Raw genomic sequence first — 17,393 nt, 5'->3', positions numbered from 1 at the left:
CAACCGCACTTTGTTCTGACGACGTGGCGTCGTCTTTCTGAATCCCGGCCATTTTGATGGCAGTCGCGTGACTGTCGCTGCAATATTTGTGGTCTTTTCGATCCCCACATTTTCTCACCGTCACCAGGCATTTCCCCTCATTTCAAGCGGATTCTGATGCGCTCATTTTCCTGATAAGGACAGAATCACCTGCTCGCGTAGCCAGCGGTTAGCGGGATCATGTTCGACATTCTGATGCCAGTACAGATAGACATCCCACGATGGCATGCTGACCGGCAATGGCAGAATCTGATTGCCAAATTGCTGATTCGCAATACGTGCGTAGCCTTCCGGCATCGTCAGCAATAAATCGGTCTGACTGACAACCCGGCAAGCTGCAAAATAATGCTGACAGCGCAGCCGTATTCTTCTCTGCAAACCTAAGCGACTAAGCTCGAAATCTTCCAGCCCCATACCTTTGCGACGCGAGCTGGCGAGGATATGTTCAGCCTGCAAATACATGTCCAGATCAAGTTTGCCCTTCACCAGCGGATGATCACGGCGCGCCAGCACGACAGTGGTATCGCGTGAAATTTGCTGGCGCCGGATTTCATTCGGCAACGGCAGCAGCATATCGATTGCCAGATCTAATGTTCCCGCTGCCAGCTCACTGACCAGCTCACGCCGTTCAATCTGAATGGCTGCCAGATTGATTTCCGGAGCCTGTTGCGTAATGCGCTCCAGTAGCGGCGGCAACACCGTCGATTCAAGCACATCGCGCAATGCCAGATTGAACAGCTTGACGGCTTGCGCCGGATCGAAATTGCCATTGTCGGTCAGCGTCAGTTCTAAGCCGCGCAGGGCCTGCCGCACCGGTTCGATGATGCTGCGCGCCAGCGGTGTCGAGACCATGGTTTGTCCTTGCCGCACAAACAACGGGTCATCAAACATCTGCCGCAGACGGTTCAGCGCGTGGCTGATCGCGGGCTGGGTCAGATGTAGTTGCTGGGCGGCGCGGGTCACGCTGCCTTCGCTGTAAATGGCTTCAAAGACGGTGAACAGATTCAGGTCAACTCTGGATATATGCATGATATTAATAGTATTTGATAATAACTATTCATTTGATCAATTATATCCGTCGTTTTACACTCAGTCTTCAGTGAGTTGCAGAACGAGGAAACAATGGCACAGATTTACCTGGTACGTCACGGGCAGGCATCATTTGGCAGTCAGAATTACGATCAGCTTTCTGATCTGGGGCAGCAACAGGCGCAGCATCTGGGGCGCTGGTGGGCACAACGTGAGCTGAACATTGGTCGCGTCGTCACCGGCGGCATGCACCGTCATCAGCAAACGGCGCTCGCCTGTATATCCATGTTGCAATCGCAAGAGGCGAGCCAGACTGACACCTCCGCATGGCACACCGACGCTGATTTCAATGAGTACAACCACCATGAAGTGCTGGCGCGTCATGTGCCGGAGTTCGATGATCCGGCCGCGGTCAAACATTTTCTGATGCATACGCCGAATGGCAAACAAGCGTTTCAGGATATTTTTTCGCAAGCCGTCGCACGCTGGGTTTCCGGCCAGCACGATGCCGATTACAGCGAAACCTGGCGCGCGTTTCAAACACGCTGTGTGGCGGCATTACAGCGGCAACTTGCACACGATGATGGCGCTAAAAACATTGCGATTTTCACTTCCGGCGGCACGATTTCCGCGATTTGCCAGCATGTGCTGGGCTTTCCCGACCCCCGTTTTGCCGAACTGAACTGGTCGCTGGTCAACAGCGCTGTAACCCGGTTGCATGTACAAACCGCCACGCCGGAGCGGCCGGTGCGTCTGGCGCTCGCGTATCTGAATAATTTTTCTCATCTCGAAGTCTTGAATAACCCGAAAAACATTACCTACGTTTAGGAGTAAAGAATGACAGACATGTTTGATCTGAGTGGCAAAGTCGCACTGGTCACCGGTGCCAGCCGGGGGATTGGTGAATCGATTGCAAAAACGCTGGCCGCACGTGGGGCGCATGTGATTGTGTCCAGTCGCAAAGCAGAAGCCTGCGAAGCGGTGGTGGCGGCGATTCTGGCTGCCGGCGGGACAGCCGAAGCGCGCGCGTGCCATATCGGTGAAATGGCACAGATCGATGCCTTGTTTGCTGACATCACTGCGGCGCATGGTCGACTCGATATTCTGGTGAATAATGCGGCGACCAACCCGCATTTCGGCCACATCACAGAAACCGATGTCGGTGCATTTCAAAAAACAGTGGATGTAAATATCCGCGGTTACTTCTTTATGTGCAGCGCGGGCGCGAAGCTGATGACAAAAAATGGCGGCGGCAGCATTATCAACGTGGCATCCGTCAACGGTGTTATTCCTGGTGCGATGCAGGGCATTTATTCGATTACCAAAGCAGCAGTGATTGCGATGACCAAATCTTTCGCGCAGGAATGTGCATCGATGGGCGTGCGTGTGAACGCACTGCTGCCGGGCGCGACCGATACTAAATTTGCTTCCGCTTTATTCCACAACCCGGCAATTCTGGAAAAAGCCCTGACCCGGATTCCAATGAAGCGCATTGCCGAACCGGATGAAATGGCAGGCACGGTGCTGTATCTCGCTTCCAACGCGTCAAGCTACACGACAGGTGCCTGCATCAATGTCGATGGCGGTTACTTAGTCAGCTGAAGTCATCAGTTAATCAAATCGGATGCGTCAGGCATCGCAGATTTTTTTTATATCAAAGGATCATCATGGATTTCCAGTACAGCCCTAAAGTCAAAGAATTGCAAGCCCGTCTGATTGCATTTATGGACGAGCACATCTATCCGAATGAAAAAGTATTTTTCGGTGAAATCGCCGCGAATCGTCAGGCGGGTGACGCGTGGATACCGACGAAAATCGTCGAACAGCTCAAAGCCAAAGCCCGTGCTGCTGGCTTGTGGAATCTGTTTCTGCCGGAATCGGATCAGGGCGCGGGTCTGACGAATCTGGAATACGCACCATTGTGTGAAATCATGGGACGCGCTTTGTGGTCGGCCGAAGTGTTCAACTGCTCTGCGCCGGATACCGGCAATATGGAAGTGCTGGCGCGTTACGGCACGCCTGCGCAACAGCAGCAATGGCTGACACCGTTATTGAACGGCGAAATCCGTTCCTGCTTTGCGATGACCGAGCCGGCAGTCGCATCGTCTGACGCCACCAATATCGAATCTTCTATCGTCCGCGATGGCGACGAGTATGTGATCAACGGCCGCAAATGGTGGTCGTCCGGTGCGAATGATCCGCGCTGCAAAGTGTTCATTTTCATGGGTAAAAGCGATCCGCAAAATGAAAGCCGGCACAAGCAACAATCGATGATCATCGTGCCGCGCGATACGCCGGGCGTGACGATATTACGCGCCTTGCCGGTGTTTGGTTATGACGATGCCCCGCATGGTCATGGCGAAGTGGTATTTGAAAATGTGCGCGTACCGGCATCGAATATCTTGCTCGGAGAAGGTCGTGGATTTGAAATCGCGCAAGGGCGTCTTGGCCCAGGCCGCATACATCACTGCATGCGCCTGATCGGCCTTGCAGAGCGCGCGCTGGAAGACATGTGCAAACGTTCGCTGAGCCGGGTTGCTTTTGGTAAGCGGGTCGCAGAGCAGGGCGTCACGCTGGAACGGATTGCGAATGCGCGTATCCTGATCGATCAGGCGCGTTTCCTCGTTTTGAATGCTGCACAAATGATGGATACCGTTGGCAATAAAGCGGCCGCAAAAGAAATCGCGATGATTAAAGTCGCTGCGCCAAATATGGCTTGTCAGGTGATCGACTGGGCGATACAGGCGCATGGCGGTGGTGGTGTGTCGGATGATTTCGGTGTGGCTTATGCGTATGCGCAGGCACGTACCTTGCGCCTTGCCGATGGCCCGGACGAAGTACATCGTAACCAGATCGGCAAAATGGAATTGAAAAAATATATGCCGGCGAAGTGACTATATTCCGCTGCTCTGTGTTTTTCTGATCGTAGCAGCAGCGGAAATTTTTCTCGCTTTGTTTTTGATTTACCCTGACTTTTGCGACAGCAGGACTGACCGGTTATCCGGTCTTTTGTCGTTCAAAAGTTCGCTTGCAAAAATCTGACATTAAGTGTTATTCATACTGCTTAGATACGAAATTGAGGGGAGTATATTAAAAAAACGGCTTATTCTCATCATAAATAAAGGGGTTTAAAAAATACTCCCCGGGAGTATTTTTTAATGTCTCTGACGATCTGTTGTGCTTAATTTTCCAAAAAAATCATTATTCAGGAGACAAAAATGAGCGACACACCTTGGATCAATTCTTACCCTGCGGGCGTACACTGGGATGCCGCATTAACAATCAGCAGCGTGCCACAACTTCTGCATGACGCGGTTGCACGCTGGCCGGATTTACCGGCACTGGAATTCATGGGCAAGAAAACCAGCTACCGTGAATTGCAGGCACTGGTCGATCAGGCGACCAAAGGATTTCAGCAACTGGGCGTCAAACCCGGCGTGCACGTCGGTTTGTTTTTGCCGAATACACCGCATTATGTGATCAGTTTTTTTGCCATTCTGCAGGCGGGGGGCACGGTTGTGAATTACTCGCCGCTCGACGCTGAAAAAGTGCTGGAACATAAAATCGAAGACAGCCATACCGATATGCTGGTCACGCTGGACATGAGCATGCTGTATCCGCAGATGGCGAACATGCTGACACATACGCGCCTGCAAAAACTCATCATCGGCAATATCGCTGAAATGACGCCGTATCCCGATGCGGTGCGCGCTAACCTTGAGAAGGCCGGACAGTTATGCGCGATTCCGCACGATGCGCAACATGTGCTGTTTGCTGATTTACTGGCGAACGATGGCCAGTACACACCGGTGGCTGCGACCGATCCTGTCGAGACGATCGCAGTCTTGCAATACACCGGCGGCACGACCGGGCTGGCCAAAGGCGCGATGCTGACACATGCGAATCTGACCGCCGCCTGCAGTCAGATCGTTGAAACCACACAGACCGAGCCGCGCTTGTTAGAAGAGGGGAAAGAACGTTTGCTTGCGGTGTTGCCGCTGTTTCATATTTACGCGCTGACCGTCGATATGCTGTTCGGTATCCGCATCGGTGCAGAAATTGTGCTGCATACCCGCTTCGATGTGGAAGCCGTGGTCAAGGATCTGGCCGCAAAAAAAATCACGGTGTTTCCCGGGGTGCCGACGATGTATACCGCCATCATTCATTATCCACAGATCAAAGATTTCGATCTGCGTTCGCTCAAATTCTGCAATTCCGGCGGCGCCCCTTTACCTGCCGAGGTATTGCAGCAGTTCCAGAGTATTACAGGCTGCACTTTGCTGGAAGGCTGGGGCATGACTGAGACCTCACCGACCGGCACTTTCACGCCTGTTTCCGGTGTGCGTAAAGCAGGTTCCTGCGGTTTGCCGACACCGGGCATACGCTTTAAATTCGCCAGCATCGATGATCCGCGTACGTTTGTGGCGAGAGGTGAGCGCGGTGAAATCTGCGTTGCCGGAGCGAATGTCATGAAAGGCTACTGGAATAAGCCAGATGCGACCCGCGATGCGTTTACTGCCGATGGCTATTTCCGCACCGGCGACGTCGGCTATATGGATGAAGAAGGTTTCATCTACATCGTGGATCGCACCAAGGATATGATTTTATCGGGTGGCTACAATGTCTATCCGCGCAATATCGAGGAAGCGATTTATCAGCATCCGGCAGTGGCGGAAGTCAGTGTGATCGGTATTCCTGATGAATATCGTGGTCAGGCAGCGAAAGCGTTTATCAAACTCAAAACAGGACAGCCGCCGTTTAGTTTCGATGTGTTGAAAGAGTTTTTGAAAGACAAACTCGGCAAACATGAGATGCCGCAGGCAATGGAAATTCGCCCGGAATTACCGAAAACACCGGTCGGCAAATTATCGAAAAAAGAGCTCTACGATGAAGAGGCGAAGAAACGCGTTACAGCATAAAACTGCGATGTAAAGCAACATAAAAAAAGGGAGCGATCGCTCCCTTTTTTATATGCTCTGTCGCTTAGCATTGGTCTTAGATTAAGGATTCGTACACAGACAATGTGTCAGTGCCGTATAGCCTTTGCCATCTTTGTTAATGTCGGCGAGCCAGCTCAGTTCCGATGCCATTTGCATTGCTGCTGCCGGTGGTACGCCGGTCGGTACCAGTGCGACTTTGAATTGCTGTTGCAGTACTTTGGCCGTTTGTGAGCCGAGCAGATCAAAAATACGGTCAACTTTTGACAGTTCGGGCTCGACGTAGGTGACGCGGAAATCGATGCCGAGTTTAGCGCGATTCGCAGCCGATTTTATGGCGTCAGAATAGCTGCCGACGGTATCGACCAGATTACGCTCTTTTGCCTGCGCACCGGTCCAGACACGTCCCTGCGCGACAGCGTCGATTTTCTCTGGTGTGGTTTTACGGGCCGCTGCTGCCTTGCTCGTGAATTCCGCATAAATATGATTGATACTGCTTTGTACCAGTTCACCGAATTTCGGATTCAGCGGGCGCAGAGGGTTGAAGCCATCGCCGAGCCAGGTGGTCGTGGTGCCGCCGGTATGCACGCCGATTTTATCGAGCGCTTTTTCTGCGGTCGGCAGAATCGCAAACACACCGATGGAGCCAGTGACCGTCGCTTCATCGGCGATCACTTCGTCGGCCGCCATGGAAATCCAGTAACCGCCGGAGGCAGCAACATTACCCATGGAAACCACGACAGGCTTGCCAGCTTTGCGCGTCAGTTCGAGTTCACGACGGATTAATTCGGAACCGAAAGCGCTGCCGCCAGGCGAATCAACACGCAAGACAATCGCTTTGATGCTGTCATCTTCACGTGCCTTACGGATCAGTTTGGACGTTGACAAGCCGCCGATCGCGCCTGCGGTTGCTGTGCCTTCACTGATTTCACCGGATGCCACGACGACGCCGACTGCATCACCGAATAACTGTGGCTTCTGACGCGCAAGATAATCGTCAAAAGCGATCTGACGGAAGGTTTTGCCTTGTTCGTCTCTGGCGCCGTTTTTCAGCATCAGATCACGCAATTCATCGCGGGTTTTCAAACCATCGACAAGCTTCAGATTCAATGCCAGTTTTGCGCTGTCGTCACCTGCCGCTTTCATTTGTTCCGGCAATTCATTGATGCCCTGCATGATGCTGCCGGCAGGCAGTTTGCGTGCTTTTTCTACATTGTCGGTGTAGGTTTTCCACATCGCGTTGTAGAGGAAAGTATCGGCTTCCATTGCGGCTGGCGATGGTTCATTGGCAATGTAAGGCTCTGCAAAGCTTTTGTAGGTGCCGACCTTGAGCAGATTCACGGTCACGCCGACTTTGTCGAGTGCATCGCGGTAGTAGTTACGATAGCGGCCAAAGCCGGTCATCATGACGGAACCCATGGGATGCAGATAGATCTGGTTCGCATGTGCTGCCAAAAAATACTGACGCTGATCGAAACTCGACCCCCAGGCAATCACCGGTTTGCCGGATGCTTTGAAGCGGTCGATGGCAGCGGCCACTTCGCGCAGCATAGGCAAGCCCGCGCTGCCCATATCATCGAGCAGCAGGACGGCGCTGTGGATCTTGTCATCCTTGGCGGCGCTGTCGAGCACGCTCAGTATGTCGCGCAATTGCGTACTCTTTTTCGCATTACCCTGTGCTTCAGCGAGCAAGGCTTCGCGGGCATTGCCGGAATGCTGTTCGACCAGCGCGCCTTTAAAATCGAGAATCAGCGCGGTCTTGTCTTCCAGCTTTTTGATACCACCGGTAAAAAAACCGATCAGCAGTGCGATAAAAAATATCAGCAACAGTAAATTCAGCAGCACCCGGCGGCTGAAATCCAGCGCGCTCCAGAGATAGCGGAAACCCTGACCTATCCAGCGAAATGGCGTAAAACTCATAGTAATCCTTTGGCGGCGTAGTGATTATTCCGGCCAGACAGTTTGTAAGATCTGCGCCAGATGTGCTCCTGCACGTACTAAGGCACCTTCTTTCATGCTGACCATGGTTTTTTCATATTCCAGCGGCAGCGCGATCGACCAGCTATTACCGCGCTGATTTGGTGTGCTTTTACTGAACTGTGTGCCCGCAAATAATTTTTTCGCATCGCTGACCGCATCGTCTGCCCACAAAGCTGGCAATTGTTCCAGCGGTGCTTTTTTGACAGCCAGATTGCGGGCTTTTTTAGTCAGTGCTTCATTCATGCGGCCGCGTTTAAACTGCGGTGGCAAATCATCCCATAAAGAATGCAGGTTGCCGCAAGGGCATTGTAAGGCATTGCCGCCGACGGTATTGCTGCCGCGGTCGTATTCGCCTTCATCCGGGTTGACGATCTTCCCTTCCGCATTCAGGAATACTGAGCCTACATGCAGCGGTTGATGAATATCGCCGACGTAGTGCGTCAGCAAGGCCAGTGCCTCTTGTTTGTCTTTGAATGCAAACGGTTTAGGCTGCGGTTTGCCTTGCAAGACCAGAGCTGCAGCACGGATCGCATTCACCACATCATGATCGCTGGTGCCGACATAGCCGGTCTTGTAATGATCGTGCTGCAGGGCGACGTCAGCATAGTGATATTGCTTATGGCAGTTTTCTTCATCAAACGCCGGATTGCAATTCGTATTGTTGCGACGGACATAATCTGCCATTGCCGCGATACCGGCCGGATTTTCAAATGGTGCACATTCCGGATAGCGCCCGGCGGATGTGTACGCATAATCCTTTTCAGGTGAAATGCCTTTAACGCAGTCGCCCCAGACCGCCATTTTTTCCAGCGTGTTGTCACCCAGCAGGGCTTTGACCTGGGCTCCAGCCTTGGTGCCGGACAGTAATTGATCTGCAATCGCTCCGACTGTCTGGTGACCGTCAGCGCCCCAGGCAAAACTGAGTTGCGGCAGGCTGGCCGCACAGAGCATCAGGGCGGAAATGAATATCTTTTTCATAGAAGTTCAGATAAAGGTTGAGAAAATAGCATGAATAGTAGTACACAAAGATGACGAGGATATAGCAAACGGAGAAAATTTTATTCAGATCTGAGTCCTTTGCAGAGCAGATACCGTACATCGTTTTGTCCTCTGCATGCGGCCGTTACCGGCGCCGTGGGTGATGCCGTCTTGCGAGGTGGTAGCGCCGTCCTTCGCTGCGGCGTCAGGTGTGCATTCGACTTCACCCGCAATACCAGTTAAACTTGCGCGTTTTTCTTCCATTTTTGCGGCATCTGCAATGAATACCAATCACGAATCCACAGACGACACTTCAGAATCGGCATCAGCGACGGATGTCAGGCCAGGCAATGCTGTGTCAAAAGATCTGATCAGCCGCGAAGTGAAGCGTCGCCGCACTTTCGGCATTATTTCCCATCCGGATGCGGGTAAAACGACGCTGACAGAAAAACTGCTGATGTTTTCCGGCGCGATTCAACTGGCCGGTACCGTCAAGGCGCGTAAGAGCGGCCGCCATGCGACTTCGGACTGGATGGAAATCGAAAAGCAACGTGGTATTTCGGTTGCTTCTTCCGTCATGCAGTTTGAATACCGCGATCACGTTGTGAATCTGCTCGATACGCCGGGTCACCAGGATTTTTCTGAAGATACCTATCGCGTGTTGACGGCAGTCGATTCTGCGCTGATGGTGATTGATGCGGCGAAAGGTGTGGAAGAACAGACGATCAAACTGTTGAACGTTTGCCGTATGCGCAATACGCCGATTATCAGTTTCGTCAACAAGATGGATCGTGAAACCCGCGATCCGCTGGAATTGCTCGATGAGCTGGAATCCGTTTTAAAGATTCAATGTTCACCGGTCACTTGGCCTATCGGCATGGGCAAAACCTTCCGCGGTGTGTACCATATTCTGCGCGATGAAATTCTGCTGTTCACGCCGGGCAGCGAGCGTGCCGATCAGGAATTTGAAGTGATCAAAGGCATTGATAATCCACGTCTGGCGGAGATGTTCCCGCTGGAAATCGAACAATTGAAGATGGAAGTGGAACTGGTACATGGTGCATCGCATCCGTTCAGTCTGGAAGATTTCCTGGCCGGTGTGCAGACGCCGGTGTTCTTTGGTTCCGCGATTAATAACTTCGGTGTGCGCGAAATTCTGAATGCCTTGCTGGACTGGGCACCGCCACCACGCGAACGTGATGCCACCGTGCGTTCTGTCGAGCCGACCGAGCAGGCGTTTTCTGGTTTTGTATTCAAGATTCAGGCAAATATGGATCCGGCACATCGTGACCGTATTGCATTTTTACGCGTCTGCTCAGGCCGTTTCGAACGCGGCATGAAGCTAAAGCATTTGCGCCTGAACCGTGAGATTAAAGTGTCGTCGGTCGTGACCTTCATGGCATCTTCGCGTGAACAGGTCGAAGAGGCGTATGCGGGCGATATTATTGGTTTGCCGAATCACGGCAATATGCAGATCGGTGACAGTTTTTCGGAAGGCGAATTACTGCAATTCACTGGCATTCCATACTTCGCGCCGGATTTTTTCCGCACCGCGCGTATCCTGAATCCGCTGAAAATCAAGCAATTACAAAAAGGCTTACAGCAACTCGGAGAAGAAGGTGCGGTACAGGTATTCAAGCCCGTGGTCAGCAGTGATCTGGTACTTGGTGCGGTCGGCGTACTGCAGTTTGAAGTGGTCGCCAGCCGTCTGAAAAATGAATACGGCGTCGATGCTGTGTTTGAAGGCACCAGCATCAGCAGCGCGCGCTGGATTACCTGCGACGATAAAAAAATGCTGGCAGACTTTGAGCGTTCATCTGCCGGTGCGAATATCGCTTTTGACGCGGCGGGGAACATGGCGTATCTGGCGACTTCCGGTGTGAATCTGAAACTCACGCAGGAGCGCTGGCCCGGCATCACGTTCCACGCGACCCGCGAACATGCGGCGAAGCTGGGTTAAAGCGACGGCTTGCTACCTTGTAAGCAGATAAAAATTCGATACAGAGTCAACACGGATCAATAGCAAAGACCCAATTCTGATGCGGCTCGCAAAGGTTTTTTCCTTTGCGAGCCGCTTTGTTATTGAGACTGATAACGAGAGTTGAAATCGCGTTTTTATTTGCTACTATTCCACCTGCATATCGCAAACGGTATGCCTGCAGCAGAGTATGCTGCGGACGACCCTTCTGAAATATCGAATTGACTTCCGTTTTTTGATTCATCGTCAGGGAGATTCATCATGGCATTATTCTTTATTGAAGCAGTCAGGTTTGATGACAGTGGCAAGCGTATTGAAAAAGTACGCTGGGGACGAAGTAAAGGCGGGCAGGTGATGCCACCGGCGATCGTGGATGATCCACAGGAGGTTGATGTCGGTGTGGTCTGGGATACCATTGCCAATGGCGATGAGGTGGTGACGAAATTCCATGGCGATCATGGCATCGTGTTGGGCGAGAAAGTGACCGGTGTGCTGTACGAAGATGGTATGCGCGGGCTATGCGGCGACGCAAATGGCGGTGATGGCATCCGCTTGCAGGATTTGCCGTCTTTTTAACCACGACAATTAATACTCTTCTGCTTTGAAAAGTAAAATTGTTTGGATTGCCTAACTCGTCTAATGTTTTTCTGCTCTTAGCTCTGCAAAAGATGCGGTACCAGATGTCATCTGATGCAGGGCAAAGGCAGTTGTTTACTAATGGTTCGGCTATTGTTTGTATGTGTTTTTCACCTGTATCGTTCAGACTTAGCTGCGACGTCGTAGCCACAGCCATATTCCGCTGAGCATAAACAGCAGCGGCATTATCCCGGTAAGACTGATAAAAACTCTGCCCACAATTCCAAATGCTTCTCCTGTATGTAAGGGGAAAAACCAGTTCAATACTAAGTTCCCGCCTTGTAGTCGCTCCGGATCTGTGATTTGTAATATGCTGGCGTCACGCATGTCGATAGCGATGCGGGTAGACCCCGCCCCTTTTCTGACTTCGTTGGGTTGACGCATCCGCACTTCCAGCACGTTTGCGGATTTTGCCGGAAAAGTCAGACGGGTCATTTTCGCTTCGGGGAATTGTTGTTGTGCGACCGATAAAATTTGGCGAAGTGGTAGTGCTGGATTTTCTGCAGATGTCCGCTCAGTTTTTTTGACTTGCGTCGAGATGGGCATGATCTGCGCGATCAGCGGCGTTATCCATTGGGGAAAGTTAAAGTAGATTCCCGTTATTGCAAGAGTAAGAAACACAGGTGCAAAGTAAAACCCTGCCGCCCGGTGCAGCCGGAAATTCAGTGCGCGCCAACTGACGAATTTACCTGTGGTTAATGCTTGTCGCAGCGCTTGCCAGCGTGCTTTGGGCCACCAGAGCAGAATGCCCGATAAACTCAGCATAACGATGATGATGGCTGCGATCGATAAAATGAATTTCCCGGTTTCTCCTGCCAGCAAATAATGATGCAAATGAAAAATTGTTGGCATGATTTGCTCACGGCTGAAGCCGCTCTTACCCCAATATCGCTCACCCAGAATGGCGCCGGTATCAGGATTCAGCATGAGTTGACGAGATACTCCTTTTTCTTTGTCAGCGCTTAATTTATACCAGACGACCACCGCATGCTGGTTATCTTCCGGCAATTCGATACGGCTCGGTGCGGACGCTTGTGTTTCCGAAAGTTTTACCAGCAAACGTTGCAGGTCGTCAGGACGTTGTGCGAGCGGTGCTTTCTGAGTGTTTGCCGATACAGTCAGTAAGCCGGGGTTGAGCCACTGATCAATTTCATGCCGCCAACTGAGTATGCTGCCGGTTAGTCCTAACAGCACAAAGAAGAGGCCGGCCGTCAGTGCAAAGCATAAGTGCAAACGCCGGAAAATTTTTTTATACGACATGGCTATGTAAATAAAAAAGCACCGCAAGGTTGCGGTGCGTTTGATTGGGGGAGATTATTTCAACGTGTCTGCTTGTTAAAAACGGTAGCGTGTCGTCATATACAGACCCCGGCTTTCACCCGGCATATTGTAGTCATTCGCACCACTGTGAGCGGCGACAAAATAACGACGATTGAACAGATTACGCAGGCTGACATTGAATTCCAGTTTTCCGGCCTGATAACCGGTTGCCAGGTTAATAACGGTGTAGCCAGGTAAGGTAACGAGATTATCCGGCGACGCATAACGTGCCGATTCTGCACGTCCACCACCGGCAACATACCATGCCGGATTGATTGTATATTTCAGCCACAGGTTGGCGCTATGCTTTGGCGTGAGTGCTGAGGTATTACCTTTGAACGGTGTGCCGGCACTGGTGAGTTCTGTAGATTCGAGAATCTCACCGCGCATGTAGGCGTAACCGGCGAGTATGTCCCAGCCTTTGGCGATCTCGCCTGTGTACTGCAGTTCTACACCTTTCGTGCCTTGTTTTCCGACAGGCAGAGAAGCATTTTTATTCAGAGGATCCTGTACCTGTACGTTATTCTGGCGCATGTCGAATACGGCGAGCGTCAGACTTGCTTTGGCATCGATGTCGAGCTTTAAGCCTACCTCGTTATTCGTCGTTTTCGTTGGCTCTAGCTTGTCGGTGTTGGTACGTATCGTAAAGGTGTCGGCCAGTGGCTGGAACGAGGTGCTATTGCTGGCGTAAAAGCTTAACGCATCGCTGGCGTGATAGACAAAGCCAAGTCGGGGCGCGAAATTATTATCCTGGCGAGATTGATCCAGATTCTTTGAAGTGCGGTCATCGCGATTCTGGCGCAAACTGTCATAGCGCAGACCCGCCAGAATTTTCCATTGTGGCGTCAGGCTGATCAAATCCTGCACATACGCCGCAGCAAACTCATAGCGGTTCAATGTATTGGTTCCCGGAACAAGTGTCGTCGGCATTGCCGCTAAATTGACTCTGACCGGCTGGAATAAATTGTAGGTCGCGACGTTATTCCGGCTCCAGAGAATTTCTTCTTTGTCTTGTGTCCCTAATTCCACGCCGTACATCAACTGATGGCGCGTGTCACCCCATTGCGCTTTTTGAGATAACTCGGTTTGCCAGTAAGTGCCGTTCTCATTACGTAATCGCTTGGATTGACCGATGGATACCGTCGGTGTCGCGCCGTCTTTGATGTCACCGATGCCGGTGTAATTTCTGTCAAGTTTGAAATCATAAGAGCGGATCGCGCTGTGTAGCGAGAGGCTCTCATTAATTGTATGGTCGAGGGTAATTGTGCCGCTGACTACATCTGACTGCACATAACCAACATCACTCGCATTTGCTGCACCATAAAAGGTATTGACAGGGACATCCACGGGACGGCCAAGGTAGGCTGGTAAGCCCTGATCTGCGATGCGTTTGTCTTTCAGATAGTCGGCTTGAGCCGTGATGCGTGTTGCAGGACTCAGCTGCCAGGTTACAGAAGGTGCAACAGCCTGACGCTTGAGTGAAAACTGATCGCGGAAATTACTGCTGTCTTCCAGCGCGCCGTTAATACGGAAGTTCAGTTGTTCACTCGCGCCGCCCACATCGAAGCTTGTGCGCTTCTGACCTTGTGAACTCAGACTCAGTGCAACCTCGGATTCTGGATGCGCTTGTGGCTTTTTGGTGATGCGATTGATCAGTCCACCAGCAGAACCACGGCCATACAAGACCGATGCCGGGCCTTTCAGCACTTCAATGCGTTCAATATTCGATAAATCGCGGAAGTACATCGCGTCATCGCGGATACCGTCGATGTACTGATCGTAAATAGCGGTAAAGCCGCGAATGGCGACCTGATCGCGCTGACCATCACCAACGCTGAAGCTGAGCCCGACCACATTTTGCAAGGCATCCTGAACCGAGCTGGCATTTTGTTCGCGCATGACGATGTCTGGCACGACGTTAACAATTTGTGGAATATTGCGCAGAGCAATTTTTTGTCTGGTTGCGCTGCTGGCTTCAGTAACATCGTATTGATCCGTTTTTTCGGCTTTAACCTTTACCTGAATTTCCGGCAGTTGATTGTCTGCTTGCACATAGCTTGAAAATAGCCCACCAGCCAGAATGCCGGCAATCGTTTTTAATTGAAAGTTCTTCATATCGGAATTGAGAGAGATCGTCGTTACACTGTTGCTTCTTCTTACATTGCGTTGGCGAATAAACGCGACGTAGCCAGGAATCGACCTGATGGGGTATGCAGCAAGAGCAAGTGCTGAATATATTAACGCAAATGATAATGATTCGCGATAATTATTATGTGTGTGTTGTTTTCTTGATTCAGGCGTGGAATTGTTGGTGGCAGGAAATTCTTAGGTAGGATGGGCGTGATTTTTACGCGTTCGCCAGCGTGTGTATCTCATTTTTTTAATACTTTTTTGTGTATTTTTTCTCTGACTTTTCTCCCGTTTTTTTACTTTCAAACTACTGAACATTCTTGCATATACATCTGGTGCGGGCTGCCGTTTGAGTGAAAGACTGCATCATTGCTTCAGCTGTTCTTTGATATTCGGTGCCAGCGATAAGATAATCAGCGCGATTGCGAGTGGCACGGTGGAGATAAAACCAACGTGTTTAAAGCCGGATGCACCGAGAATGCCGCCGATAAAAAATGCCACAACCAGCCGCAGATGCAGACGCAGCTTCTGCAGATTGGCATTGATTTCCTGCTCAGGATGCAGCTCGTCTTTATTTTTATTCCAGTAAATCAATTTTCCCATTTCTATACCGATATCGGTCACCAGACCGGTCACATGCGTGGTGCGGATTTCGGCCCGTGAAATTTTGGTGATCAGTGCATTTTGCAAACCCATCAGATAACACAGCAGCACCGTGGTGAAGGAAACCGTCACGACCGCGTGCTCCTGTAACTCTGTGCCGACCAGACCGAACACCAGCAACAAGACCGATTCCAGCAGCAGCACCGGTGTGTACATGTAACGCATGTGATTGCGTTTTGCATAGTTCACCATCAGCGAGGTGCAGGCGGCGCCCCAGCCAAATGCAATCAGCATAAAGATCGCGGCAAATGCAGGGATAAATTTACCGAGAACCAGATCGTCAGCCGCGCTGGAAATCATGCCTGTCATGTGCGACGTGTACTGACCGACAGCAAGAAAGCCACCGGCATTCACTGCGCCTGCGATACAGGCGAGGGTAATGCCCAGATGCATATTCGAGCGCGGTGTTCTTTTTGGGGATGTCAGTTTGGCGAGGTAATTAATCGGAATGGAGATGGGCATCGCAGACGGCCTTAAATGATGAAAACCTAGTCTTAGTGTAACCGACACCGGGCCGTACTGTGAATGTTCTGGCATGGTGTGTGCATTGCTGGCAGAAAAAGATAATGCCTGTCTTGCGTCTAATGGCAATACCACTTAAATACCTATTGACGACCACTATAAAAAAAATTACATTCTCAGCTTCGTTTTCAGCAAACTACTCTCCCGAAACTGATTAAGAAGGCAGCGCCGTATCCGCCGCATGCCATCCGGCAAGCGCGTTTGCAACATACGAAAGAATAATGAAAAAAACCTCATGGCAGAGACGACGATACAAACCCAGATACGAGCAAAACTGTACTCCGCCGACATCGCACGAATCGCGTATCTGATCGGTGTCGATGGCGGCGGCACTGGCACGCGCGTCGTACTGGCGGACCTTGATGGTAAGCAGCTGGCACGCGGCGCAGCCGGGCCTTCGGCGCTTGCGCATGGTCGCCCGCAGGCCTGGGATGCGATTCTGCAGGCCATTGATGACGCATTTGCGCAGGCGCATCTGACGCTTCCGGCCTTGTCTGAGATTGCAATCGCATGCGGACTGTCCGGCGTGAATAACGCGCAGTGGGCGGCCGAACTAAAGGCGCTCAATCCTGGATTTGCGCTGCTGCTGACAGAAACCGATGCCGGTACAACCCTGATTGGTGCGCATCATGGCGCGCCGGGCGCGGTGATTGCGCTTGGTACCGGTAGTGTGGGTGAAGTTTTGCAAAGCGATGGACAACGGCGTGAAGTCGGCGGCTGGGGCTTTCCTGTCAGTGATGAAGCCAGCGGCGCACGGATAGGAATGCGTGCCGTCAATTATCTGCAGCGCGTGCTTGATGGCAGAGCGGCTGGAAGCCGTTTTGCTGACGCAATTTACGCTCACTGCGGCGGTGACAAAGATGCTGTGTTCAGATGGCTGGCGCAGGCAAATCAGACCCGTTATGCGGAAGTGGCACCGCTGGTCTTTCAACACGCGGCAGAATCAGCGTTTGCGCGCGATATGCTGCTTGATGCCGGGCATGAAGTCGAGGCAATTGCGGACGCGCTTGATCCCACACATACATTACCGCTGGCGCTGTGCGGCGGGCTGGCTGGTGCGCTGCTACCGTTTCTGCCAGAGGGCTTGCGACAAAGAGTGCGTGCGCCTCTGGGCGATTCTGCCAGCGGTGCCCTGATTTTGCTGCAACAACATTTACGTTCAACCTGAATTATTAAAAAAT

14 protein-coding genes are annotated in these 17,393 nt (G+C 51.7%); 7 read left to right on the top strand and 7 right to left on the bottom strand.

From position 1 onward, the window contains the following. Positions 1-162: 162 nt before the first annotated feature. Positions 163-1,068: a LysR family transcriptional regulator gene (locus ACPAOP_RS02685; protein ID WP_423709214.1), complete on the bottom strand. Its 906-nt coding sequence runs from the start codon at positions 1,066-1,068 to the stop codon at positions 163-165. A 93-nt stretch (positions 1,069-1,161) separates the two neighbouring features. On the opposite strand from ACPAOP_RS02685, the gene ACPAOP_RS02680 reads away from it, so the two are divergent. The 4 genes from ACPAOP_RS02680 to ACPAOP_RS02665 all read left to right on the top strand — a co-directional run bounded on the left by ACPAOP_RS02680 (position 1,162) and on the right by ACPAOP_RS02665 (position 5,987). Next, positions 1,162-1,896 carry a histidine phosphatase family protein gene (locus ACPAOP_RS02680; RefSeq protein ID WP_423709213.1) on the top strand — a complete coding sequence of 245 codons (735 nt, stop codon included), beginning with the start codon at positions 1,162-1,164 and terminating at the stop codon, positions 1,894-1,896. Between the two features lie 9 nt (positions 1,897-1,905). Further along, positions 1,906-2,670, top strand: coding sequence for an SDR family oxidoreductase (locus ACPAOP_RS02675; protein ID WP_423709212.1), 765 nt, complete (start codon positions 1,906-1,908; stop codon positions 2,668-2,670). A 65-nt stretch (positions 2,671-2,735) separates the two neighbouring features. Further along, positions 2,736-3,962 carry an acyl-CoA dehydrogenase gene (locus ACPAOP_RS02670; protein ID WP_423709211.1) on the top strand — a complete coding sequence of 409 codons (1,227 nt, stop codon included), beginning with the start codon at positions 2,736-2,738 and terminating at the stop codon, positions 3,960-3,962. Positions 3,963-4,286: 324 nt separating this feature from the next. Further along, positions 4,287-5,987 carry a long-chain-fatty-acid--CoA ligase gene (locus ACPAOP_RS02665; RefSeq protein ID WP_423709210.1) on the top strand — a complete coding sequence of 567 codons (1,701 nt, stop codon included), beginning with the start codon at positions 4,287-4,289 and terminating at the stop codon, positions 5,985-5,987. An 81-nt stretch (positions 5,988-6,068) separates the two neighbouring features. Here the strand turns inward: ACPAOP_RS02665 and sppA are convergent, their stop codons facing one another. The 3 genes from sppA to ACPAOP_RS02650 form a co-directional block, all read right to left on the bottom strand. After that, positions 6,069-7,925, bottom strand: a complete 1,857-nt coding sequence (gene sppA, locus ACPAOP_RS02660; protein WP_423709209.1) for a signal peptide peptidase SppA — start codon at positions 7,923-7,925, stop codon at positions 6,069-6,071. A gap of 24 nt (positions 7,926-7,949) precedes the next feature. Beyond that, the gene (locus tag ACPAOP_RS02655) at positions 7,950-8,963 is read right to left on the bottom strand and encodes a S1/P1 nuclease (protein ID WP_423709208.1); all 1,014 of its coding nucleotides are present in this window, start codon (positions 8,961-8,963) and stop codon (positions 7,950-7,952) included. An 84-nt stretch (positions 8,964-9,047) separates the two neighbouring features. Further along, the gene (locus tag ACPAOP_RS02650) at positions 9,048-9,254 is read right to left on the bottom strand and encodes a hypothetical protein (RefSeq protein ID WP_423709207.1); all 207 of its coding nucleotides are present in this window, start codon (positions 9,252-9,254) and stop codon (positions 9,048-9,050) included. Here ACPAOP_RS02650 and ACPAOP_RS02645 point away from each other — a divergent pair. Beyond that, complete coding sequence (locus tag ACPAOP_RS02645; protein WP_423681070.1) at positions 9,244-10,923, top strand: peptide chain release factor 3; 1,680 nt, start codon at positions 9,244-9,246, stop codon at positions 10,921-10,923. The two genes, ACPAOP_RS02650 and ACPAOP_RS02645, sit on opposite strands and share 11 nt — an antisense overlap. A 279-nt stretch (positions 10,924-11,202) precedes the next feature. After that, a complete protein-coding gene (locus ACPAOP_RS02640) occupies positions 11,203-11,517 on the top strand; it encodes a hypothetical protein (protein ID WP_186883122.1) in 315 nt (104 codons plus the stop codon). 189 nt (positions 11,518-11,706) lie between these two features. Here ACPAOP_RS02640 and ACPAOP_RS02635 read toward each other — a convergent pair whose 3' ends face one another. The 3 genes from ACPAOP_RS02635 to ACPAOP_RS02625 all read right to left on the bottom strand — a co-directional run bounded on the left by ACPAOP_RS02635 (position 11,707) and on the right by ACPAOP_RS02625 (position 16,140). Next, entirely contained in the window at positions 11,707-12,837 is a 1,131-nt protein-coding gene (locus ACPAOP_RS02635; RefSeq protein ID WP_423709206.1) for a PepSY-associated TM helix domain-containing protein, read from the bottom strand. A 75-nt stretch (positions 12,838-12,912) separates the two neighbouring features. After that, positions 12,913-15,012 carry a TonB-dependent receptor gene (locus ACPAOP_RS02630; RefSeq protein WP_423709205.1) on the bottom strand — a complete coding sequence of 700 codons (2,100 nt, stop codon included), beginning with the start codon at positions 15,010-15,012 and terminating at the stop codon, positions 12,913-12,915. 381 nt (positions 15,013-15,393) lie between these two features. After that, complete coding sequence (locus ACPAOP_RS02625) at positions 15,394-16,140, bottom strand: YoaK family protein (RefSeq protein WP_423682251.1); 747 nt, start codon at positions 16,138-16,140, stop codon at positions 15,394-15,396. Positions 16,141-16,447: 307 nt separating this feature from the next. Between ACPAOP_RS02625 and ACPAOP_RS02620 the strand changes: the two genes are divergently transcribed. Further along, entirely contained in the window at positions 16,448-17,380 is a 933-nt protein-coding gene (locus tag ACPAOP_RS02620) for a BadF/BadG/BcrA/BcrD ATPase family protein (protein WP_423709204.1), read from the top strand. Positions 17,381-17,393 lie beyond the last annotated feature (13 nt).

Source organism: Undibacterium sp. WLX3042 (genome assembly GCF_049544825.1).
Classification (GTDB): domain Bacteria; phylum Pseudomonadota; class Gammaproteobacteria; order Burkholderiales; family Burkholderiaceae_D; genus Undibacterium.
This window is presented reverse-complemented; position numbering and strand designations above follow the sequence as displayed.

Bases quoted from the DNA above. Each gene is read 5' to 3' on its own strand.
- ACPAOP_RS02665 (WP_423709210.1), top strand. From the start codon at position 4,287: ATGAGCGACACACCTTGGATCAATTCTTACCCTGCGGGCGTACACTGG.
- ACPAOP_RS02630 (WP_423709205.1), bottom strand. From the start codon at position 15,012: ATGAAGAACTTTCAATTAAAAACGATTGCCGGCATTCTGGCTGGTGGG.
- ACPAOP_RS02645 (WP_423681070.1), top strand. From the start codon at position 9,244: ATGAATACCAATCACGAATCCACAGACGACACTTCAGAATCGGCATCA.
- ACPAOP_RS02635 (WP_423709206.1), bottom strand. From the start codon at position 12,837: ATGTCGTATAAAAAAATTTTCCGGCGTTTGCACTTATGCTTTGCACTG.
- sppA (WP_423709209.1), bottom strand. From the start codon at position 7,925: ATGAGTTTTACGCCATTTCGCTGGATAGGTCAGGGTTTCCGCTATCTC.
- ACPAOP_RS02685 (WP_423709214.1), bottom strand. From the start codon at position 1,068: ATGCATATATCCAGAGTTGACCTGAATCTGTTCACCGTCTTTGAAGCC.
- ACPAOP_RS02680 (WP_423709213.1), top strand. From the start codon at position 1,162: ATGGCACAGATTTACCTGGTACGTCACGGGCAGGCATCATTTGGCAGT.
- ACPAOP_RS02640 (WP_186883122.1), top strand. From the start codon at position 11,203: ATGGCATTATTCTTTATTGAAGCAGTCAGGTTTGATGACAGTGGCAAG.
- ACPAOP_RS02620 (WP_423709204.1), top strand. From the start codon at position 16,448: ATGGCAGAGACGACGATACAAACCCAGATACGAGCAAAACTGTACTCC.
- ACPAOP_RS02670 (WP_423709211.1), top strand. From the start codon at position 2,736: ATGGATTTCCAGTACAGCCCTAAAGTCAAAGAATTGCAAGCCCGTCTG.
- ACPAOP_RS02675 (WP_423709212.1), top strand. From the start codon at position 1,906: ATGACAGACATGTTTGATCTGAGTGGCAAAGTCGCACTGGTCACCGGT.
- ACPAOP_RS02655 (WP_423709208.1), bottom strand. From the start codon at position 8,963: ATGAAAAAGATATTCATTTCCGCCCTGATGCTCTGTGCGGCCAGCCTG.